Below are 23,562 nucleotides of genomic sequence, written 5' to 3'. Positions count from 1 at the left end.
CACTAGTAAATTAGAGTATGGAGGAAACACATTATGATAAAAATTGCAGTGTATGGAAAAGGCGGCATTGGAAAATCTACAACAGTTTCTAACATATCAGCTGCACTTTCTGATAAAGGAATAAAAGTTATGCAGATAGGATGCGACCCTAAAGCTGATTCTACAGTTTCACTTCATGACAAAACAAATATGAATACGGTGCTTGAACTTGTAAGGGAAAAGAAGAATAATTTTGATTTAGAAGATATGGTTACTGTTGGGTACAATGGCGTCATATGTGTAGAAGCAGGTGGACCTAATCCGGGCCTTGGATGTGCAGGCAGGGGAATTATAGCAGCACTTGAAAAATTGAAGGAAAAAGGTGCGTATGAGGTATATAAACCAGATGTGGTAATATATGATGTATTGGGTGATGTAGTATGTGGAGGATTTTCTATGCCAATGCGTAAGGGCTACGCAGACAAAGTATTTATTATAACCTCAGGTGAAAACATGGCGATTCATGCAGCTGCCAATATTGCAATGGCCATAGAAAACTTTAAAAATAGAGGTTATGCTGGCCTTGGAGGTCTTATTCTTAACAGAAAAGATGTGAAGAATGAATACGAAAAAGTAAGCGAATTGGCAGAGGATATTCATTCAGAAATAGTTGGTACCCTGGACAGAAGTGAGGTCGTTCAGGAAGCAGAAACTTTGAACAAGACGGTAATAGAAGCATTTCCTGAAAGTGATATGGCAAAACAGTATAGAAAGCTGGCAGAGATCATTATGAGGATATGTGGAAAGGAGATATCATGCTTATAAATGTATCTGGACACGTTGATGAGGCAGGTACCTGTACTTTAATAAAAGATGCTGCATTTCCTGAGCCATTTGTATCTGGCCTGCAATATAACGCTCCTGCTAGGGGAGTATGGAATATAGTTCATGTTGGAATGCTTATTCCAAAGTCGCATCAGATATATGTATGTGCAGCAAACTGTTTAAGAGGAGTTGTTCTTACAGCAGCAGAAATGGGCACATTGGACAGATTCTCAACTATAGCTGTGCAGGAAAATAATGTGCTTGAAGGTGATATGGAGGAACTTATCATTGAGGGTGTATCAGATATACTCAGTAAACTTCCACAAAAACCTCCAGCAGTTCTAATATTTACTGCCTGCATACATTATTTTATGGGATGTGATTTGGAGCTAGTTTACACAGAATTACGAAAAAGATATCCGGATGTGGCTTTCACGGATTGTTATATGGATCCAATTATGAGAAAAAGCGGCCTGACTCCGGATGAGAAAATGAAACGTCAATTATACAGCATCCTTCAACCAATGGAAATTAACAAAAAAAGCATTAATATCATTGGTAACAATATTCCTACGGATGAAAGCAGTGAACTTATACGGACCATTCGTGAAAATGGATATGAACTGAAAGATATTACTTTTTGCAAAACCTATGATGAATATCTTAATATGGCTGAAAGCTGTGCAAACATATCCTATCTGCCTGTTGCAATACCAGGTGGAGATTATTTGCAAGACAAATTAGGACAGAAGCACCTGCATTTGCCTTTATGTTATGGATTTGATGAAATAACAAAAAATTTGAATACATTGAGCGAGTATTTAGGATTACCAAAAAAAGAATATGCAGATGAAAAGTCAGCAGCTTTAAATGCTTTGAAAGAAGCAAAAAAAGTCATTGGTGGTGCAAAGATCTCCATAGATTATACAGCTGTTCCAAGACCTTGTGGACTTGCACGATTGCTTGTACAAAATGGATTTAATGTGGATAGGCTGTATGTAGATTCATTTACAAAATGGGACAAGACAGATTTTGACTGGCTTGTAAAAAACAAACCTGAGATTAAAGTGTATGCTACAGTACATGCAAAGATGGGTGTTCTGGATAGAAAATGTAGTGAAAAGAGCCTTGCAATAGGACAAAAGGCTGCTTATTTTACAGGAAGTGAATACTTTGTAAATATAGTAGAAGGCGGCGGCATGTATGGCTTTGATGGAATTGTGAGACTTGCTGGACTTATGAAAGAAGCTTTTACATGTCCTAAAGATGTACGAAAGCTTATACAAATCAAAGGATGGAGGTGTAATTGCTGCTTATGAAACAGGCATCAGCATTTATTTCAACATATACGGCAGATGTATCAGGTGTTTGTTCCGCACTATATGAATTAGGCGGGATGACTGTAATGCATGATGCATCAGGGTGCAATTCAACATATACTACTCATGACGAACCACGCTGGTATGATATGGACAGCATGATCTATATTACAGGCCTTTCTGAAATGGAAGCTATCATGGGTGATGATGAAAAATTAATACATGATATTGTGGCAGCTGCAAATGAGTTACATCCTAAGTTTATAGCTATTGCAGGTACACCTATTCCAATGATGATAGGCACAGATTTTCCAGCTATTGCAGAAGTGATTGAAAATGAAACTAAAATTCCTACGTTTGCTATCGAAACAAATGGAATGCACTCTTACATATGTGGAGCAGGACAAGCTCTTGCTGAAATAGTAAAACGATTTACCCTAACTGGTATGCCTAAAAGAACCAAAAGTGTAAATGTACTTGGAGCTACTCCCCTGGATTATTCAGTAAACAGCAGTGTAGATAGCATTAAAAGACGATTAGCTGAAGCTGGTTTTCAAGTTTTATCTGTATGGGCAATGGAAAGTACATTGGAGCAAATGAAACAAGCTGGAGCTGCAGAAGTAAACTTAGTTGTTTCTTCTACTGGACTTTTAGCAGCAAAAGAATTACAGAAGAAGTTTGGAACACCATATGTTGTAGGCGTTCCAATGGGAGATCAGTTTGCAGATGTAGTAATGAAATCACTGGATAGGGCAATTAGTACAGGAAAATCCCAAATTGCATATGATAAACGAGCTATGTGTGGTGGTGACACAGTTATTATTGGAGAAAGCATTTATTCTGAATCATTAGCTGCGGCACTTGCACTCGAAAAAAATATAAAAGCTAAAATATTATGTCCTTTGGAAACAGAAGCTGATTTGTTATTACCAGAAGATATTTTGGCAGAAGATGAAGATAGTATAATGCTGCATTTGCAAAATACTGCAGTTGTGATTGCAGACCCTATTTATCACAGGATTATTCAGCCTGGTACTAAATTTATATCACTTCCACATGAAGCTTTTTCAGGAAGAATTTATAGAAAAGATATTCCAAATTTAATTGATAACATAGATATAATAAAGTGAATTAAAAGAGAATATTGTAAATGAAACCCACGACAGATGTAGTGGGTTTTTACTGTTCTCAACGGTTAATGAGTTGCTTAACAACCTTTATGGATTAATTAGAAAAGTTATTTCTTTAAAAATTAGATAATGTGAGGTACTATGGAAAATGATAAATAGTGAACAAGATGAGAGGTATAGAAAAAATATGAAAAGAGAAAGGTTATTGAAGAATATCAGTGTACAAATAGAAAAAGGAAGCCATATTATTGGTGTAGCAACAGGTACGGGAATGACGGCAAAATATGTAGAAAAAGGTGGAGCTGATTTTATCTTGGTGTTAAATTCTGGTAGGTTTCGGCAGATGGGGAGAAGTTCATTAGCGGGATTTCTACCATTCTGTAATAGCAATGATATGGTAATGGATTTTGCTTCAAAAGAAATAATACCATTAGTAAAAGATATGCCTATTATTTTTGGATTTAATGCAACTGATCCTACAAAAAATATGGAAAATTACATAGATAAAATAAAAAGTATGGGCTTTTCTGGTATTAATAATTATCCTACAGTCGGATTGATAGACAATCAATTCAGCGAAGCACTTGAAGAAGATGGATGTAATTATTTAACCGAGGTAGAAGCAATAAGAATAGCTCATAGGAAAAACATGTTTACAGTTGCATTTGTATTTAACGAAATACAAGCAGAGCAAATGATTAATGCTGGAGCTGATGTTATTTGTGTACATTTGGGCTTAACAGGAGGGGGATTATTAGGATCAAAAAAAGTTTTTTCACTAGAAGCTGCAAAGGTTAAGGCAGCTAAGATATTTAATAAATGCAATGAGTTAAAACCAAGTGTAATTAAATTAATATATGGCGGACCTGTAAAAACACCAATTGATGTTCAATATATGTATAGTAATAATGAAGATTTAATGGGATATGTAGGTGGCTCGGCATTTGAGAGAATTCCATCAGAAAAGTCTATTACAAATATAACAAAGGCTTTCAAATCATCAGCTAAACTTAATGAAGATGATTTAATGGTTAAGATGCTAGATGGAATTACAAAGCATTATAATTATGTTGAATTTGTTAAAGAATATGTTGTTCAAAATTACATGAATGATATTTCATTTTTAGATTTGGCTAAAGTAGCCCATGTATCTAGAGGTTACTTAAGCAGTTTGTTTAAAAAAGAAGTAGGTTGTAGTTTCCCAGAATATCTAGTTAAATTTCGTATAAATAAAGCAGCGGAGATTATAATCAAAAAGAATATCCAATTATCCCACCTGGCAGCATTGGTTGGTTATAAGGATTATGCACAGTTTAGTAAAATGTTTAAAAAATATAAAGGTTGTTCTCCTAAACAATATAAATTAAAAAAATATGACATAAGCACAAAAACATAGTACATAATAACGTTTACGCAGAGACATAAAAAAGTATGATTATTTTGTAGTTAATCATACTTTTTTTATGAGAACGTTCTTCAAAATATTTTCCTAATAGTGTACATATTAGGAAAGGATAAAGTTGTAGAGGAGGCTAAGTAATTGAAAACTATTGCTATTGCAGGAACATTTGACACAAAAGGTTCTGAATATTCATACGCAAAAGAATTGATTGAAAATTTGGGATTAGGTACTTTTACTATTCATACAGGTGTATTTGAGCCAACTTTTGAACCAGACGTGTCAAATAGTGAGGTAGCCAAGGCAGCAGGTGCAGATTTAAAAGATATAGTTGCTAAAAAAGATAGGGCATGGGCAACAGAAGTATTATCAAAGGGTATGGAAAAATTAGTACCTGAATTATATAAGCAGGGTAAATTTGATGGTATTATTTCCTTTGGGGGTTCTGGAGGAACTTCTTTAGCAACACCAGCTATGAGGGCATTACCTATAGGTGTACCAAAGGTTATGGTTTCAACAGTTGCTTCAGGAAATACGGAGCCTTATGTAGGTACTAGTGATATTGTCATGATGCCTTCTGTAGTAGATGTTGCAGGTCTTAACTCGATTTCAACAAAGATTTTTACAAATGCTGTATTTGCAATTGCAGGTATGGTTAAATTTGAAAATACAAAAGTTGTGGATAAAAAACCATTGGTTGCTGCAACTATGTTTGGTGTAACGACACCATGCATAACAGCTGCAAGAGAGTACCTTGAAAAAAGAGGATATGAAGTTCTTGTATTTCATGCAACAGGCATAGGTGGACGTTCAATGGAAGCTCTCATTGATGGAGGTTTTATTGAAGGCGTATTGGATCTTACAACTACTGAGTGGGCAGATGAAATTATCGGAGGGGTCTTAAATGCAGGACCTGATCGTTTAGAGGCAGCAAGCAGGAAGAGTATACCGCAAGTTGTATCTGTAGGTGCACTTGATATGTGTAACTTTGGCCCATATGATACAGTACCAGAGAAATTTAAGAAACGCAATTTGTATAAACATAACCCTACAGTAACACTTATGAGAACAAATATAGAGGAAAATAAAGCAATTGCTGAAAAATTAGTTGAAAAATTAAATTTAGCTAAAGAAAAAACAGCTTTGTTTATACCTCTAAAAGGAGTATCTGGCATTGATGTAGAAGGTCAACCTTTTTATGGTCCAGAAGAGGATAAGGTTTTATTTGATACATTAATAAATAACGTAAACAAAAATGCTGTAGAAATAATAGAGATGGATTGTGATATTAATGATGTGAAGTTTGCACAAGCTGCAGCTCAAAAGTTAATAGATATGATGGAAAAATAGTAAATTTAAATTATAGGAGGAATTATTTATGAATACAAAGACAAGAAGCGAAATTATTGCAGGTTTCAAGAAACAAGTTAAAAGTGGAAAAATATTAGTAGGAGTAGGAGCAGGAACAGGTATTACAGCTAAGAGCAGTGAGGCCGGTGGTGCTGATATGCTTATTATATATAACTCTGGAAGATATAGAATGGCAGGAAGGGGTTCTCTTGCAGGTTTATTATCCTATGGAGATGCTAATAAAATTGTAGTTGAAATGGGAGCAGAAGTACTTCCAGTTGTAAAAGATACTCCAGTGCTTGCTGGTGTTTGTGGAACTGATCCTTTTAGAGTTATGGATATATATTTAAAACAGTTAAAAGACCAAGGATTTAGTGGAGTTCAAAATTTTCCAACAGTAGGTTTAATTGATGGTGTATTTAGACAAAATCTAGAAGAAACAGGCATGGGATACGGACTTGAAGTTGAAATGATTAAAAAAGCACATGAATTGGATATGCTTACAACGCCATATGTCTTTGATCCAGAACAAGCAAAAGCAATGGCAGAAGCAGGAGCTGATATTTTAGTTGCACATATGGGTCTGACTACAAAAGGTACAATTGGTGCTAAAACAGCACTTACATTAGATGATTGTGTTGAGAAAATCGAGGCTATAATTAAAGCAGGCAGATCGGTCAATCCAGATATTATGGTAATTTGCCATGGTGGACCTATTGCAGAACCAGAAGATGCTGAATATGTAATTCAGAGAACAGAAGGAATAGATGGTTTCTTTGGAGCATCTAGTATTGAAAGACTTGCGGCTGAGAGAAGTATTAAAGAGCAGACAGAATCATTTAAATTAATAAAAAAATAATAATTTAAAGTATGGATTTATTTAAAGGCTAATCTTGTTTTTTATAGACTAGCCTTAATTTTTTCTGAGAATGTTTTTTCTGAAATCTATCTAAATATGTCAATATTATGTATACGTGTTAAAAGGGAGATGCACCAAATTAATTAGTATGCCACTTCTACTGTTATATTTATATATTTAACTCTCTTCTAGGTATCCTAAATTTTATACCTCTTTCTATTTCTTCTAAAGTTCTTTTATCCTTTGGATCTACAAATAGACAAGTACAGCCTTCTTCACCGGCCCTTCCTGTTCTACCGATACGATGTATATATGACTCTACATTTTCTGGAATATCATAATTATATATATGAGTAACTCCACTTATATCTAGTCCTCTAGCGGCCACATCTGTAGCTATCAAATACTGAATATCTGCATTCCTAAAAGATTTCATTATTCTTTCACGCTTTGATTGAGGGATATCACTATGAAGTTTTTTACAATTATATCCACGTTGGTATAGTGCAATTTCAAGGTCATCTACCCTTCTTTTAGTTCTGCAAAATATAATAGCCATAAATGGATTATCTTGCTCCATAATATTACACAATGCATCTTGCTTTTTTCTATCAGTAGTTTCTATTACATATTGTTTAATATTATTAAGTGTAACTTTTTCTTTTTTAATGGAAACCACTAAAGGGTCAGTCATGTATCTATAAGCTAATTTTTTAACATCAGAATTCATAGTTGCAGAAAAACATAATGTTTGACGTTTTTTAGAGACTTCTTTTATAATATCTTCTACATCATTTTTAAATCCCATAAGAAGCATTTGATCTGCTTCATCTAATACCAATGTTTTTAATTTGCTAAGATCTATAGTCTTTCTATGGAGATGATCTAAAAGTCTACCTGGAGTTGCAATAATTAGATGAATGTTTCTCTTTAGTTTTTTTAATTGAGAACCTATATCTTTCCCGCCATATGCAGCTAAAATATTTATATCTTTAGCTTTTTTTAGTTTTAGAGCTTCTTCAGTTATTTGAATAGCAAGTTCTCTTGTAGGAGTTACAATCAGTGCTTGAGTTGAATTTATATTAGGTGATATATTTTCAAAAATAGGAAGTAAAAAAGCAAGAGTTTTTCCAGTACCCGTTTGTGCTTCAGCTATAACATCTTTTCCTTCTCTAATAAATTTGATGCTCTCTTGTTGAATTGGTGTTGGTTTAGTAATTCCCATGTGTTTTAACTCATTTATTATATTTTCACTAAGTTCTAGTTCCTTAAAATCCATTTTTTCAGACCTTTCATTATTAATATGTATTTTTATTTAGTTAAGTGAATTAATAATAGCATATTACTGCAATTAATACTAATGTTGCCCTTAAGTTTTTACATTATGATAGTACAATGGTATATTTTTATATGGGAACTTATTATTGATGATTATTATTTGATAAATTTATTACAAATAAAGTCAAAGACATAAACTTTGGAGGTATTAACTAAATTGAAGTCACTTATTATAGCTGAAAAACCAAGCCTGGCAATGAGTATTGTCAAGAGTATTGGTAGTATGGAAAGAAATAATGGATATTTTGAAAATAAAAATTATATAGTTACTTTTGCCTATGGTCACTTACTTCAACTTTACGATGTAGATGATTATTTTGGAAGAGAAAAAACAAAGTGGACTTTGAAAGAATTACCCTTTGTACCAAAAGAATTTAAATTTAGATTACGAAAAGATGAGGGGGTAAAAAAGCAGTATGAAATAATAAAATCACTAATAAAAAGAAATGATGTCCATGAGATAGTGAATTGTGGTGATGCAGATAGAGAAGGGGAAGTAATTGTAAATAATATAATATTTAGAGCTTTTGAAGAAGAACATGTTACTAAACCTGTTAAAAGATTATGGCTGCCGGAACAAACAAGACAAACAATTATACAAAGTTTAAAAGATTTAAGAGATGATATAGAATACAAAAATCTATATGATGAAGGACTGGCAAGAACATATTTAGACTGGAGTTATGGAATAAATTTAACTAGGTATTTAAGTATAAAATCAGGTTCATTTTTACCTGTAGGGCGTGTCTTAATTCCTATTGTGAAATATGTATATGATAGAGACAAAAAAATTGAAAACTTTAAGCCAGAGACCTATTTTGAGATAGGGGCTGTCATAAATAAAGATAACTTACATGTAAAAGCTAAATTAAAAGATAGAAAGTTTGCAGCAAATGAAAGAGATAAAGCTGAAAAACTATTGGATAATTTAAAAGATAAAAAGGCTATAGTTGATAAAGTTGAAAAGAAAAAAGTTAAAAAACAGCCGCCTAAGCTTTTTTCATTGGATACTTTACAAAATAAAATGTTTAAAGAAGAAAAAATGTCTTTGGATGATACTTTAAAAAATTTGCAGAAACTATATGAAGAGGGATATACCACATATCCAAGGACTAATACAGAGTATCTGGCGGAAAATGAAAAAGATAGAATAAAAAGTGTAATTGCAGCAGTAAAAGAAAATTTTAATGCAGATATATCTTTTAAAGATAACAAGAAAATTTTTAACAGTAAAAAAGTAGAAAGTCATAGTGCAATCACTCCAACCATAAAAATTCCACGAAAGGAAAAATTATCGGAAGGTGAAAAAAAGGTTTATACCGCAATAAAAAATAGATTTATAAGTAATTTTTTAAATGAAGAAACAATAATAGAAGAAACAAGTGTAGTAATAAAAATAGATGATGAAATTATTCAATTAAAGGGAAATGTTATAAAAAGTCCTGGCTTTTTAAAATATGAAAAATCTAAAAGGGAAAATGAATTGCCTCAATTTGTAGAAGGAGAGGAGTTAGATACTAAATTTTCAGTAGATCAGAAAGAAACCCAAAAGCCTGGTAGAGTAACAGAATCAGAACTAAACAATTTCCTTAAAAATCCTTTTAAAAAGCAAGAGGTAGAAGATTTAGAGGGTGAAAATGATGATGAAGAATATAAATTGATACTTGAAGGTTGTGAAATAGGCACTGTTGCAACAAGGGCAGGGATAATTAAAAATGCAAAAAAATATGAATATATAAAAGAGCTGAAAGGTCACTTAGAGTGTGAGAATAAAGGTAAAAAACTTATAGAAGCACTTGAAAAATTAAAGATTGATTTAAATAAAGAAAAAACAGTTGAATTTGGTAAGCAGCTTAAAAAGGTTTATAAAGAGGAAATAGGAATAAATGAAATAATAGATAAAGTAAAAGATGAATTAAATAGCATTGTTCAAAATGGTAACAAAATTAAAATAGAAAAGCTGTATCTATATAACAATAAATCAGACAGTAAAATTAAAATAGAAAGCATTGGGAAGTGCCCTGTATGCCATGAAGGAGAAGTTGTTGAAAATAAATCGGGGTATGGTTGTAATAGATGGAAAGAAGGCTGTAAGTTTTTTGTAGGCAATAAAATAGCAGGAAAAGAGATTTTAAAAACCCATGTAAAAAAACTTATTAAAGATTCCAAAACTAATGTCATAAAAGGATTTAAGGGTAAAAGCGGAAAGAAATTTAATGCCTCCTTAGTAATTGATAAAGAAGGAAAAATTGTATTTAATTTTGAAAATGAAGTTTTAGGAAAATGTCCATGCTGCGGACACGATATTGTAGAAGGTAAAAATGCTTTTGGATGCAGCAATTGGAAAGAGGGTTGTAAGTTTACTATATGGAAGAATGATAAATATTTGGCCTGTATGGGCAAAAAACCTACTAAAACTATGGTTTGTGAACTTCTTAAGAATGGCAAGGTTAAAATTAAAGGTTTAAAAGGCAAAGATGGAAATATTTTTGATGCCTATCTTATGTTAATAAAAAATGAAAATAAAAATAAGGATAAATATCCATATAAATGGAAAATGCAAATAACAAAATAGTAATTTTATATAACAAAAAGAAGGAAAACATGGTTATTTATAGAATAATAAAAGTAAAATGATAGATTATGTTCCTATATTATTTGAAGATATAGGAACATAGTGAGAAGCAAAAAGGGTATATGAAGGAGGAAAAGTTATGGATAGGGGAAGTTTCCATCTAAAGGGCGACATTAAAAATTATTTAGAAAAAATGAAATACGACCAAGAAGAAATAGCTATGTTTTTATTAGGGTATCTTATGGGAGAAATGAGAAATGCACAATGGAAAGATATTCATAAAAATTCTCGAAAAAATTTAATTAATGTAGAAGATAGAGAATCTATATTTAATAAACTCAATTATACCGGCATAAATGAAATAAAAATAATGGGGCTTGCTAAAGAAATTTTTGAAAAGCTAGAACAAGGAAAAGTGAAGGGATATACTAGGGCAATTTTTAATGAACTAAAGAGAATTTTAGATTTAAATATTAAAAAGTGGAAGATGAACAAGCAGGAAAATTTGTTTTATGTATTATCCGGTTATGTATACAATACTGCAAGCATCATGCTAAGTGACAAAAAGGGGAAGAGGGCAGTTTGACATTTATGTTTTTTGATCTACAGTTCTACAGGTAATGAAATTACAATTTGCCCACCGCCCGTATATGCATCATTTTGTATATGAAGGCTGCCATTGTGTGCCCTAATTACTTTATTTGCAAAAGTTAATCCAATACCATAATGACCTGTTTGACTTCGGCTTTTATTATCAGTATAAAATAGTTCTGCAGCTTTTTGGAGTGCTTCAGGTGAAAAGCCATTTCCAGAGTCAGTAAATACAAAATAAGCTAAATTGTTTTTAAAATGGACCTGTAAGCTTAAGGATGTTTCATCTGGAGTGTGCTCAAGTGCATTTATAATGATGTTCATAAATGCTCGTTTCATTGAGGAAAAGTCAATGTTCCACATTAGTTCTTTTGGAATACTGACGTCAAGTACAAAATGAATATGACGGTTTCCAATAGAGGATAGTGTATCTTTTTCAATTACATGTAGAAATTTATTTACATTACTTTTTTCTTTGTGCAGGGCAATGGACTGATCATTTTTAGAAGTTTCAATTAAAAGCTCAGTATAATGCTCTATTTCACCTGCTGCTTCTATGATTTCATTTGTATAATCTAATGCATTTTCCTCTTTTTGTGTAAGACTTAATAATTCTGCATTTCCTTTAATGACAGTAATGGGTATCTTAATGTCATGAGCCAGTGCGCTAATTTGTTCACCTTTGTTTTTTTCTTGCTCAAATTGGCAGGTTAAGGATTTTTTAAGACTGCGGCGCAAACTATCTAAGGAATCCATAACTTTTTGATGTTCTATAAAGTAAGAATTTTGCACCTCAAAATCTAAATCTTTATCTTCAATTTTTTGAGTAATGAAGCTAAATTTGTTTAATTCTCTTTTTATCTTATTTGAAAACTGCAGGGAAAGAAAATATAGTGTAATTAACAAAATAATGGTAAAAAGCAAACCAATAATTAATCCAGGATAAGGCATCAAATTTCGAAGAGTTGGGTTTGCAAATTGCATGATCAATTTGTAATGAATTACGCAGTATTCTTTTGGGCGCTCGATTATAGCATAAGCATTTCCGAAAAAATCAGCTCCTGTAAATTGGTGGTTTTTAATACGTAATTTTGCTTTTTTAATTTGGGACTTATTCATGGTACTTTTTTTTACATCTAAAGTTTGTTTGTCTAAAATTGTATATTTCAAATTTTCAGGTATTAATTCAGAAGTCACTTCTTTAGCACTTTTTATACTTGGTGTAACTTTTTCCACTAATTGTTCTGAATAGCTAGCTGGCAGCAGCATTTTATTATTAGAGATATAACTAAAAACAAAAAGCAAAGCAAGTAAAAGTATAATAAAAGAAAATCCCACTTTTAAGATAAATTTAATAATATAGATTTGAAAGGATGTTTTTTTTACTTCCACATGTATCCAACTCCCCACACTGTTTCTATAGGAAAACAGTTATATCCTTTAAATTTATTGCGGATTAATCTTATATATTCAGTGATTACCGAAAATTGAGTGTCACTGTCCAAATCATAAATTGCCTCAAAAATTGCCTGCTTTGTAAATACTTTGCCTCGATTAAGTGCTAAAAATTCGCAAATATTATATTCATTTTTAGTAAAAGCAATGACATTATTATTGACCAGTATTTCCTTCTTATCAAAATCAATTGTAATATCACCATATACTAATTTTTTTGTTGATTTGCCGCGATTTTCACGTCTAAGGTATGCTTCAACACGAGCATTTAATTCCATTACTCCAAAAGGTTTTGATATATAATCATCCCCGCCAAAGGCTAACCCTTTTACGATGGATGATTCGTCTGTTTTTGCTGTTAAAAAAATAATTGGAGAATCTACTGTACTGCGTATTTTCTGACAAAGTTCAAAGCCATCTATCTCTGGCATCATTACATCCAGCAAAATCAAATCATATCCACAAAATTCTTCTATAGGAATATTTTCTGGATCTTGCAGTGTAATTACTTCATGATGATTTAATTCCAAAGCATTTTTTATCAATTTTAAAATTCGCTTGTCATCATCTACAGCTAAAATTTTTGCCATGTTCTACCCTCCCACTGTTTACATGATACTTTTATTGATTATTTTTGTCTACCTTCCCAAAAGTGAAAGGAAAGTATATAGAAAATAATACAGCAAATTGTCATTATTATCATAGATGTTAGTCCTGCATTTAGCCCATTTTGGGTATATGAGAAAAAAATTTCTTTTGGGAGGATTTTCCCTTGAAGCTTGTATTGAGATATAACTATAAAGTTTATAAATCGTATGGGCCACACCCAGGGCAAGAACATCCAAACACTATCTCCCTGTCCTGTAGAGGCTACAGCACAAATTATGACCCCGGCAAATCCAGTTATATTACAAACAGCTGTATTAAAATGATAAGCTAAAATTAAGTATAAACTATAGAGGAAAATAACACATAAAAATATTAAAGCCCCTGTTTTAAAATATAAAAGATAGTTTATGCTGTTTATATGTAATATAAGTTTCATGGATATGAAAAATAGTAATATAGCAAAAAATATAGCTCCCAAGCACATTGTAAGTAACATGCACAGTTGACTTATAAAAGAAGTTGTTTTATGGGAAAGTTTGCTGAGCATTATTTGACAATGCCCAGCTTGTTTTTCTTGATCAGCAATTAGTGCACAAAGTACTGCAGCAAGTAATGAAAAGGCAAAACCTATCAGTTTAAAAAAGTTACTAAATATCCCCAAATCACTTGATTTACCAAGCCTTGTAAAAGTCATAAGACAAACTAAGAGGAAAGGCAGCACAATATGTGCCCGGAGAAAAATACTGTGCCTATTTTTAAAAAATTCTGCTTTGTAGCTGTGCCAAAATTCAATCATATTAATGTACCTCACTTTTTTTAAATGAATAAGTGGTAAAAGTTATTAGAATTAAAAATAGAAAAATTCCTATTAAAATACCAACTGGAATAACTGATGGATTTAATAAGCTGCTTCCTGGTTCTAGGGGTAGTCCATTTGGATGATGATGCAATATTGGACACTGCAGTCTAAGAGGGAAGGTCCATGGAGATAGCCACCATAAAGAGGATGGGGCATAAGCTGCACCAAGCTCCATATTAGCTGCACAGGTTCCAAGTAATAAGACAAAGAAATTTATCTTTTTACTTAACCATAGGCATAGAGGAATCTGCCAGAGGGATGTAAGCCAGTCTATGATAGCGGCTATAAGACAATAGTAAAATGGTGCACCATTTAATTGTGTCCTAGTAAAGATCATATTTAATATAGTAAGAATTACACATAAAAAAATAGAGGATATCAATGTAAATGATGATAAAATTGTAATTTTAGATATCCAGCTTTTCTTTAAATTAATGGGAAAAGAAAAAATCGTCTTATAACCTGTGCTGTTTTCTTCAAGTTTGTGAAACATACTTGTAGTTAAAGCAATTAAAGCTGGCATCCATAATAATGACCAATGATTTATAGAAGTAAAAACAGAGTCAGCAGTGAAATATCCAAAGCCTAAAAAATCAAAAGTAAAGCTAAGAATAGTACATAATATAGGCATAAAAATAAGTATTTTACGAAGCATAGTTCTTTTTGTTTTTAAATTCTCAGCAATTAGATATTTATTCATCTGGCAATCCTTCTTCCTCTAGTAGTTTTTTCTGCAACACTCATAAATAGTTCTTCTAAATCTTCACCTGGGTTAACTTTTCCTTGGTAACCTAATATTCCGTGACTCATAATTCCAACATAATCTACGATCTGCTCTACTTCTGCTAAAATGTGGCTGGATAGTATTACAGTCATCCCTTCCTCTGGAAAGGACTTTATGAGTTTCCGTAAGTCTTGAATACCAATAGGATCCAATCCATTAGTTGGTTCGTCTAGTATGAGTAATTTAGGATGATTTAAGATTGCAGTGGCAATTCCTAAACGTTGTTTCATTCCCATGGAGAAATTTTTAGCTTCCTTTTTACCTGTATCTGTTAAGTCTACAATTTTTAATACCTCTTTAATACGTTTGTTAGGTAACCCTAAAAGGGTGGTGTGAACTTTTAGATTTTCCTCTGCAGTTAAATTTCCATAAATAGGAGGCTGTTCAATTAAGGCACCAATATTTCTTAAATCCTTACGGCTCCATGTATGACCATCAAAAATGATTTTACCTGAAGTTGGCTTTAACAGTCCTGTTAGCATTTTTAATGTAGTGGATTTTCCTGCACCATTAGCACCAAGAAGTCCATAAATATGATTTCTTGGAATTGAAATATCAAGGCTATTTACAGCACAATCCTTTTTAAATACTTTCGTTAATTTTTGAGTTTCCAATAAATAATCTTTTTCCATAATTAGTACTCCTTCCTTATGTACAAGAAGAGAATATCAAATAAAAATCAAGATTTTAACAAAAAAACGATGCTTAAAAATAAATTGTATTAATATGTGAATTTAATATTAAAGTGTAATAATATATAAAATGTGAATACAAATGTAAAATATGAGCTCAATTGTAAAGTATTGCAGAAAAATATCGAATATTAAACTAGATCGTTAAATTGTGAAGGGAGACGAATTTTAATGAAACAGTGGTTTAGCAATTTAAAAATGGTTCAAAAAATAATGTCATTATCTATTTTAACATCTCTATTTATAATAATAGTAGGCATAATTGGAGGAATCTATATAGGACAGATAGGTAAAAATGCAGCTGACATGCATAATGACAATTTAGCTGGCATAAATGCTATTAGAGCTTTAAAGGACAATCAAACGGAAATTAGGGCAGACCTACTTTCTCTTGTATACAAAAGGGATAGAAATGAACTTGATAGTATAAAAAAGGAAATGGCTAATTTAAAACAAGATAATACTAAAATTATGAACAATTATGAAAGTTCTATTACAAAGGATGAAGATAGAAAGCTATTTGAAGAACTAAAAAAGTCAGTAAATGAATATAGAGACATTCGTGAGCAAGTTATAAAGCTTGTTAGTGAAAATAACTATGATGAAGCACTTAATGTTTTCCGTACAATTACCCCTGTAAGGAAAAAATTGAATAGTCAAATAGATAATATGATTAATCTCAATGTTAAGTGGGCTGATGAGAAGGATAATGTTAATGACAAGATGACGGCGAGTGCTTTTACTTTTATTGTAATTGTAACTGTTTTAGGGTTGGTTGTTTCTGTCTTACTAGGAATACTAATAGCTAAATTGCTGTCGGAGAAAGTAAAAAAGATATTGCAATTGGGAGAAGCTATTGGAAGTGGGGACTTAACACAAAAAATAAATGTTAAGAGTAAAGACGAAATTGGCAATCTTGCTGAAGCTTTAAATAAGTCAATGGAGAATATAAGAAATTTAATTTTACAAATTAGTAATAGTTCTACAGATATAAGTGCTTCTAGTGAAGAACTGTCTGCAACGACAGAAGAAGTTTATGCTAGTATAGAAACTGTAAATGAGTCCACTGAACAAATAGCAAAGGGTAATGAAAATTTAAGTACTGTAACGGAAGAAGTAGATGCTGCTGTTCAGGAAATAAATTCAACTACAGCTGAACTTTCAAATAAGGCTGATAATGCGTCATCTTCAGTAAAAGAAATAAAAACACGGGCAGCTGAGGTGAAAACTAAGGCTAAAGCAGATATAGAAAATGGAGATAAAATTTATAGTGAAAAGCATGAGAACATTATAAATGCTATAGAAGCAGGAAAAGTTGTTGATGAGGTAAAAGTAATGGCTGATTCCATAGGAGATATAGCAGAACAGACAAATTTATTGGCTTTAAATGCAGCTATAGAAGCAGCTAGTGCTGGAGAACATGGTAAAGGATTTGCAGTAGTGGCGGAAGAAGTAAGGGGACTGTCAGAGGAATCAGCGAAGGCTGTTACACAAATTCAGAGTATGGTAGTACAAGTTCAAGATGCTTTTAATAATTTATCTAACAGTGCAAAAGATATACTGGAGTACATAAATAATAATGTAAAACCAAGCCAGAAACTGCTCCTGGAAACAGGCATGGCATATGATAGGGATTCTGAATTTATGAATAATATGGCTAGAGATATAGCATCAGCTGCAAATAAAATGAGTCAAACTGTAGAGCAAGTAACAGCAGCTATTGATAATATATCCTCAACTACACAAGAATCTGCATCAGGGTCTGAAGAAATATTAGGTAGTGTAACTGAAGTTTCCACTGCAATACAGGATATAGCAAAATCTGCACAAACTCAATCGGAACTTGCACAAAATCTTGATGAAATGATTCATAAATTTACTGTATAGATATTTAAAAGTTTATTTATGCAGTTTTAAGTATTATAAAAAACATGCGAATATAATCGCATGTTTTTTATACTGTGTTTAATTAGAGTTTACCATTTCGTATGAATTCATTTAATCTTTTATTTTTTATAAGTTTTATAAAAAAATACATAATAATTATAAAGCCTACTATTTCAGTTAGGTAGTAGGAAGGATCTGTAATAAGTCTTTGAAGTGTTCCTTCTGCCCAATTTCCTTCTGGTCTTTCAGGAAATTTAAATCCCAAAAATGGCCAAAAAAGTATTCCTTTATATAGCTGCATACTGTCGAGCATTAGATGGATTGAGGTTGAAATTCCAAGTGTGAAAACACGGTTTCCTTTATTTCTTTTAATACGACCTATACCTATTAATAGAAGCAAAAGGGAAAATAAAAGGGTATGTCCAAATATACGACTATTATGGAAGGTGTTCCTAAATAGAAATGCTCCTATGGGCTTATCTATGAGGTCAGGAAGTATTGCCCCAACAAGAACAAATCTATAATCAATTGTTTCCTTTTTACTTATCTTTTCATAGAATTTGAAAACTGCTGTTGTGGGGCCAAGGTGTCCGAAAAAAACCATATATTTATCTCCTAACCTAATTATTTATTTTAATCATTTGTCTTTTGTGGTTCATCATATTCTTCGCCAAAAGTATCTACAGTTACGCTTTTCATCTTTTGGTCTTCACAAGGCTTATCGTTGTAATCTCTTTCTTGTGCTACGATTTCATCTACTGCATCAATTCCTTCTACAACTTTTCCAAAAGCAGCATACTGACCATCGAGATGAGGTGCATTATCTGTCATTATAAAAAATTGAGAGCCTGCAGAATTAGGAGCCATAGTTCTAGCCATGGAGATTACACCTTTTTCATGTTTCAAATTATTTTGAAAATTATTTGCTGAAAATTCACCCTTAATCGAGTAACCTGGGCCGCCCATTCCTGTACCTTCAGGATCTCCTCCTTGAATCATGAATCCAGGTATAATCCTGTGAAAAATTGTACCATTATAAAAACCCTTTTTAACTAAGGATATAAAGTTATTTACTGTATTTGGGGCGGTGTCGGGATAAAGTTCTATTTTTATTAATTTACCGTTTTCCATTTCAATTGTAACTATAGGATTTTTCATTTATGTTCCTTCTTTCATTAAATTTGTATGTATTTATACAATAAGTTTTATTACAGCTTCTGTCAAGTAAGTAATATGGTAAATAAGATGAACAATTAATAAGTGAAAAGAGGAACGTGCCTAGATTTAATTTATACTAATCTAGGCACGTTCTCTTTTTATATATATCAATTATTTTTATATCTTAAATGTATTTATATCTGAGCCTAATTTTACAGCCATATTAGACAAATTCTCTGATACTTCTGCTACTTCTTTCATAATAGCCATTTGTTCCTCAGAGGAGGCTGCTATGCTTTGTATACTTTCTGATGACTCCTTAGAAATGTCTGATATTTTGTTTACTGAATTAACCATATCCTGTATTGAAGTTGTAATTTGGTTTACTCCCTTAGCTACATATTGTATTTGATCAGAAACACTACTTATATCTTTTAATATTTCACTAAAAGAAGTCCCTGTATTTTTAACTAAATTAATACCAACTTTAACTGATTTGCTGCTTTCTTGCATGGAATTTACTGCTTTTTGAATTTCATTTTGTATTTCTTTAATAAGTACATTAATTTGAGTAGATGAATTAGATGACTGTTCTGCTAATACTCTTACTTCTTCTGCTACAACGGCAAATCCCTTTCCGTGTTCTCCAGCTCTGGCAGCTTCTATAGCTGCATTTAAGGCAAGTAAATTAGTTTGTTCCGATACATCTATAATAATAGAACTTATATTTCCGATTTCTCCTGATTTACTATTTAGTATATTTACAACCTTTGATAATACTGTAGTGTTATTATCTATGATTTCCATCTGTTCTACAGCATTATTTACAACACTTGTACCTTCTTCGGCTTTTTTATAAGTCTCAACAGAATGATTTGTAACGTTTTGTACCTTTTCGGATATTTTATCTATATCTCCATAAATATTGGTCATACTATTTACTGTTTTATCTGCATCTGCTACCTGGCTGCTGCTGCCTTCAGCTATATGAGAGACAGATGTTGCTATTTGACTTGCAGTGGTTTCTGTCTGCTCGGAACTAGCAGCTAATTCCTCTGAAATAGAAACTATCTGTTCTATACTTTCAGAAACCCCTGAAATCATATTTTTTAAGCCTGCAGTCATACTATTCAAATTTTTACTCATAATATTTAACTCATCTTTTGTGTTTATTTCTAATGTTTTTGTTAAATCTCCTTTAGAAACAGCATGTACTAATTCATTAACTTTTGATATATTTTTCCTAATTTGTCTACTAAACCAGATTGCTACAAGTACGCTTAATGCAATAATTATCAAAAACGTAAGTATTGTTTTAAAAAGGAAAGACTTAAGTGGGGCATATAATTCCGATTGAGAAACAGTTATGGCTATTGTCCAACCTGTTTCTGGGACTGTAGTATAATATACTCTATATTTATCATTATTTTGGTAGAAAGTGTTTTTACCACTGTTCTGTTTTACAATTTCATTTCCAATAGCTGCTAAACTACTATTACTGTCATTTGAAATTTTAACTTTCATAATTTTGCTTTTATCTGGGGCTGATATATATGTCCCATCGGTACTTAAAAGAAAGGCTCTACCGCTTGTACCAAACTTCATGTCTTGTATAGCCTTTTGTAGACTAGTTAAATCCATATCTGCTGTAGTAGCACCCATAAACTGCTTATTTTGATCGTAGAAAGGCGATGCTGCAGTAACCATGGTAACTTTACTAGTGTCATCATAGTATGGTAAAGACCAAACTAAGCTCTTATTTGCATTTTTGGCGTTTTTATACCAATCATATTTGAAATAATTATAAGCTTCATTACTATACTCATCTGTATATTCTACATTACCGTTATTTTTATATGCATAGGGTCCATAGTACTTTTGGCTCGCATTATATTTATTTGGTTCATACCAGACTCCTGAACCATATGTTTCCTCATTAGTTTTTACAAAGTTCTCCAATAAGGATTTATAGGCATCTGGGCTTAAAGTGCCTCCTGAAGTCTCGGCTACTTTGGCCAAAGTTTCAGCTACTTTACCATTCTTTAATAGAAGTTTCTGCATATTTTCTACAGACTCATGTAACTTATAGTCCATTTTTTCATCAATTTGAGCATTGATCATGTTTTTAGAATTAGTATATCCAATAAAGGATACTATAGATGTTCCTAGTAAAACTAATGGTAAGATACATGCTAAAATTTTTCCTTGCATATTTCTTAATTTCAACTAAATTACCCCTTTTCAAATGTTATTATATGGATTCTTTAATATTAATGTGGATTGCGTATATTATTTATCTGATGGTTACCTAATGTAATACTCCCACTTCTATCAAAGTGGGAGCTAACAGTAGCTACGCCCCTAGATAATTCATCTAAACTTAGAGGGAGAAACAAAACTCCCACTAAGTAAGATTCATTGATGTTTTGTACATATAAAAGTGCAATTAGTTTAGTATTATAAAACCCCCTTCAACCATATCATAGGGGAAATTTTAACTCAATTAAATTTGAAAAGAAGTATATATTTTCAAATATGTTGTAACAATTATTCTATACTTGTTAACAATTTCTTAAATTTAGTCATGAAAATTGTTTATAATGTGGATTTTTTTCCGTCACTATTAAATTTTCATTATTAATTCTTAACTTGCGAAAGTTGAGGTCTATTAGTTATTGAGGGCTTTTCTAAAATATAGAGATGCTATTAAATGTATAAAGTCAAATATTTAGAGCAAAATAAAATTTGTAGAATATAGGTATCAATTTTAAGGAGGGTTTAGATTATGAATTCAACTTTAATGGCTCCAAATGCTCAGTATCAATCATGTATTGATTCTTGTAATAAATGTATGCAATTATGTGAGGAATGTTTCAGAATGTGTCTGTCAGAACCAGATGTAAAGGCAAGAGAACATTGTATAGTTGATTTAGTTGATTGTGCAGAAATTTGTAGAACAGCTGCAACTACCATGGCTAGAAGAGGATATCATGTAAATGATATTTGCAATTTGTGTGCAACAACTTGTGATGAATGTGCATCCGAATGCAGTAAATTCAATGATGAACACTGTAGGATGTGTGCAGATGCATGTCGTCAATGTGCTGATGAGTGCAGAAGAATGAGCACTATGTAAAAAAAGTATAGACACAAAAAAGAAACCTCTTTGTGTTTTCACGAAGAGGTTTTTGCAGTATTTTTATTAGACATTGGAACCTTGTCCCTATTAATGAGTATTATATAATAGCAAAATAAAAATTTTAAACAATTAAATATCGTTAAATTTGGGGATGAGAATATGGAACATGATTCAAAAGGAAAAATAAAAACTCACTCACAAAGGGAAGTTAGTTCAGTATCTAAAAAGGAAGGAATTATACTAGACTTAAGTGATTTGCACTATACAACAGACATCGATGAAAAAAATGAAGCATATCTTCTAATAAGTGACTTAAAAAAAGTTTACTTTGATAATCCTGAAAGCAGCATAAAGCTAACTGATATTGATTATGTAGTAATTAGTGGAGATTTTGTTGAACGTGGCGATTCAGAATCATCCTTTGAAAAATCATTCAAGTTTATAGATATATTGAGTAAAGAACTTAATGTACCTTATCAAAAAATAGTTATAGTACCTGGAAACCATGATTTAAGTTGGAATGTTACTATGAGCAGCTATCATTTAACTATTGGTACTCCTGGACCTAACGATAAAGTAGTTACTAATGTTGGAACTGATTTGTTTTATTTAAAAAGAAATGATGCAGAATGGTATAAAAAGTTTACAAACTACAGCAAATATTTGTATGAGATGTTATATAAAGTTCCTTTTCCGGATAATCCTAAAGAACAGCTTAAAGTTATACTGGGGGATTTTATAGATAATCAAAAAGTAGCATTCTTCATGTTAAATACTGCTGCTGAAATTGACCAGTTCAATCGTGAAGTAACTTATTTTGATACGGATGGATTAATAAAGGTTTCAAGACAGCTGACCCAGAACAATATAATAAAAATAGCAGTAGGACATCATCCTGTAGATCTTACAAATAGCTATGGAAATGATATTCCCTTTGCAAATGCACTTCAAAATGAAAATTTTAAAATTTACTTGCATGGCCATGTTCATAGGAGCATAAGTTTGGATTATCTAAACCCTCAAAATATAAATCCTAACATGGTTATGATTGGAGCTGGAGCCTTAAGCGTTGGGAAAAGCGGCTTATGGCCTGGTGTTCCTGAAAGGTACAATGTAATAAAGATATCAAAAACAGATAAACCTAATAAAATACGTGTATCAGTAAATACCCGTCAGCGGGAGTATATAGGAAGTTACTGGCAGCCAGCATATATATACTATGAAGATGATGGAAAAAAGCTGACTAATATATGGAGTAATGTTATATAAACAGAGTTCTTGGCATCAGATGGAGTTTTGACTCCACCTGATGATTAGAAATCGTTATCCAGGGACATAGCTGCTCTTTACTCCAACTTGGAGAAAAGCAGATGTCCCAAATTCTTTGATTTGGTGACAGTCGCTTTCACAGAGTGCGTGGGAGTATTAGAGCAGGTAGTCATCGGATAAATTAATAACTCAACTTTCGCACATGTGAAATTTTAACTTAATATAAAAAATTGCGAAACAATTTTTTTAGTTGAAAGTTGATAGTGGACAATTGACAGTTAAGGATGATTTTTAGCTATCGCAAAAAATCTTTAAATTTATATAGATTAACTTAGCGACGTTTTG

The 23,562-nt window shown here is 32.0% G+C and carries 20 protein-coding genes; 11 read left to right on the top strand and 9 right to left on the bottom strand.

Annotated features, from left to right (window positions below; genetic code table 11):
- Nucleotides 1-33 precede the first annotated feature (33 nt).
- From CLAU_RS01725 to CLAU_RS01700, 6 genes are all read left to right on the top strand, one after another.
- Complete coding sequence (locus CLAU_RS01725; RefSeq protein ID WP_023161797.1) at nt 34-804, top strand: nucleotide-binding protein; 771 nt, start codon at nt 34-36, stop codon at nt 802-804.
- A complete protein-coding gene (locus CLAU_RS01720) occupies nt 795-2,123 on the top strand; it encodes a nitrogenase component 1 (protein WP_023161796.1) in 1,329 nt (442 codons plus the stop codon). Before CLAU_RS01725 ends, CLAU_RS01720 begins: the two co-directional genes overlap by 10 nt.
- Nucleotides 2,120-3,253, top strand: a complete 1,134-nt coding sequence (locus CLAU_RS01715; protein ID WP_029169962.1) for a nitrogenase component 1 — start codon at nt 2,120-2,122, stop codon at nt 3,251-3,253. The genes CLAU_RS01720 and CLAU_RS01715 overlap by 4 nt, the downstream gene beginning before the upstream one ends.
- 187 nt (nt 3,254-3,440) lie before the next feature.
- A complete protein-coding gene (locus CLAU_RS01710) occupies nt 3,441-4,649 on the top strand; it encodes a phosphoenolpyruvate hydrolase family protein (RefSeq protein ID WP_029169961.1) in 1,209 nt (402 codons plus the stop codon).
- Nucleotides 4,650-4,793: 144 nt separating this feature from the next.
- The gene (locus tag CLAU_RS01705) at nt 4,794-6,002 is read left to right on the top strand and encodes a Tm-1-like ATP-binding domain-containing protein (protein ID WP_029169960.1); all 1,209 of its coding nucleotides are present in this window, start codon (nt 4,794-4,796) and stop codon (nt 6,000-6,002) included.
- A gap of 28 nt (nt 6,003-6,030) precedes the next feature.
- Nucleotides 6,031-6,861 (top strand): phosphoenolpyruvate hydrolase family protein, encoded by an 831-nt coding sequence (locus CLAU_RS01700; RefSeq protein ID WP_013238948.1) that lies wholly within the window; start codon nt 6,031-6,033, stop codon nt 6,859-6,861.
- Nucleotides 6,862-7,030: 169 nt separating this feature from the next.
- Here CLAU_RS01700 and CLAU_RS01695 read toward each other — a convergent pair whose 3' ends face one another.
- Nucleotides 7,031-8,140: a DEAD/DEAH box helicase gene (locus CLAU_RS01695; RefSeq protein ID WP_023161793.1), complete on the bottom strand. Its 1,110-nt coding sequence runs from the start codon at nt 8,138-8,140 to the stop codon at nt 7,031-7,033.
- 216 nt (nt 8,141-8,356) lie between these two features.
- Between CLAU_RS01695 and CLAU_RS01690 the strand changes: the two genes are divergently transcribed.
- Both CLAU_RS01690 and CLAU_RS01685 read left to right on the top strand, forming a co-directional pair.
- Complete coding sequence (locus CLAU_RS01690; protein ID WP_023161792.1) at nt 8,357-10,774, top strand: type IA DNA topoisomerase; 2,418 nt, start codon at nt 8,357-8,359, stop codon at nt 10,772-10,774.
- 139 nt (nt 10,775-10,913) lie between these two features.
- Nucleotides 10,914-11,360, top strand: a complete 447-nt coding sequence (locus CLAU_RS01685) for a TM1802 family CRISPR-associated protein (protein ID WP_023161791.1) — start codon at nt 10,914-10,916, stop codon at nt 11,358-11,360.
- A 17-nt stretch (nt 11,361-11,377) separates the two neighbouring features.
- Here the strand turns inward: CLAU_RS01685 and CLAU_RS01680 are convergent, their stop codons facing one another.
- From CLAU_RS01680 to CLAU_RS01660, 5 genes are read right to left on the bottom strand one after another with little or no spacing between them, the layout of a single operon-like run.
- Nucleotides 11,378-12,757, bottom strand: a complete 1,380-nt coding sequence (locus tag CLAU_RS01680; protein WP_023161790.1) for a sensor histidine kinase — start codon at nt 12,755-12,757, stop codon at nt 11,378-11,380.
- Nucleotides 12,748-13,410 (bottom strand): response regulator transcription factor, encoded by a 663-nt coding sequence (locus tag CLAU_RS01675; protein WP_023161789.1) that lies wholly within the window; start codon nt 13,408-13,410, stop codon nt 12,748-12,750. Before CLAU_RS01675 ends, CLAU_RS01680 begins: the two co-directional genes overlap by 10 nt.
- Nucleotides 13,411-13,448: 38 nt before the next feature.
- On the bottom strand, nt 13,449-14,225 hold the full coding sequence (locus CLAU_RS01670) for a lantibiotic immunity ABC transporter MutG family permease subunit (RefSeq protein ID WP_013238942.1): 777 nt from the start codon (nt 14,223-14,225) through the stop codon (nt 13,449-13,451).
- Between the two features lies 1 nt (nt 14,226).
- A complete protein-coding gene (locus tag CLAU_RS01665) occupies nt 14,227-14,988 on the bottom strand; it encodes a lantibiotic immunity ABC transporter MutE/EpiE family permease subunit (protein WP_023161788.1) in 762 nt (253 codons plus the stop codon).
- On the bottom strand, nt 14,985-15,704 hold the full coding sequence (locus CLAU_RS01660) for a lantibiotic protection ABC transporter ATP-binding protein (protein WP_023161787.1): 720 nt from the start codon (nt 15,702-15,704) through the stop codon (nt 14,985-14,987). The genes CLAU_RS01665 and CLAU_RS01660 overlap by 4 nt, the downstream gene beginning before the upstream one ends.
- 231 nt (nt 15,705-15,935) lie before the next feature.
- Between CLAU_RS01660 and CLAU_RS01655 the strand changes: the two genes are divergently transcribed.
- Nucleotides 15,936-17,651, top strand: a complete 1,716-nt coding sequence (locus CLAU_RS01655) for a methyl-accepting chemotaxis protein (RefSeq protein WP_023161786.1) — start codon at nt 15,936-15,938, stop codon at nt 17,649-17,651.
- Between the two features lie 82 nt (nt 17,652-17,733).
- Here CLAU_RS01655 and CLAU_RS01650 read toward each other — a convergent pair whose 3' ends face one another.
- From CLAU_RS01650 to CLAU_RS01640, 3 genes are all read right to left on the bottom strand, one after another.
- Complete coding sequence (locus tag CLAU_RS01650; protein WP_023161785.1) at nt 17,734-18,255, bottom strand: metal-dependent hydrolase; 522 nt, start codon at nt 18,253-18,255, stop codon at nt 17,734-17,736.
- Between the two features lie 29 nt (nt 18,256-18,284).
- Entirely contained in the window at nt 18,285-18,809 is a 525-nt protein-coding gene (locus tag CLAU_RS01645) for a peptidylprolyl isomerase (protein ID WP_023161784.1), read from the bottom strand.
- Nucleotides 18,810-18,986: 177 nt separating this feature from the next.
- Nucleotides 18,987-21,035 carry a methyl-accepting chemotaxis protein gene (locus tag CLAU_RS01640; RefSeq protein WP_023161783.1) on the bottom strand — a complete coding sequence of 683 codons (2,049 nt, stop codon included), beginning with the start codon at nt 21,033-21,035 and terminating at the stop codon, nt 18,987-18,989.
- A gap of 559 nt (nt 21,036-21,594) precedes the next feature.
- On the opposite strand from CLAU_RS01640, the gene CLAU_RS01635 reads away from it, so the two are divergent.
- The gene (locus CLAU_RS01635) at nt 21,595-21,945 is read left to right on the top strand and encodes a four-helix bundle copper-binding protein (protein ID WP_023161782.1); all 351 of its coding nucleotides are present in this window, start codon (nt 21,595-21,597) and stop codon (nt 21,943-21,945) included.
- A gap of 162 nt (nt 21,946-22,107) precedes the next feature.
- Nucleotides 22,108-23,217 (top strand): metallophosphoesterase family protein, encoded by a 1,110-nt coding sequence (locus tag CLAU_RS01630; RefSeq protein ID WP_023161781.1) that lies wholly within the window; start codon nt 22,108-22,110, stop codon nt 23,215-23,217.
- Nucleotides 23,218-23,562 lie beyond the last annotated feature (345 nt).

This window comes from Clostridium autoethanogenum DSM 10061 (assembly GCF_001484725.1).
GTDB lineage: Bacteria > Bacillota > Clostridia > Clostridiales > Clostridiaceae > Clostridium_B > Clostridium_B ljungdahlii.
This window is presented reverse-complemented; position numbering and strand designations above follow the sequence as displayed.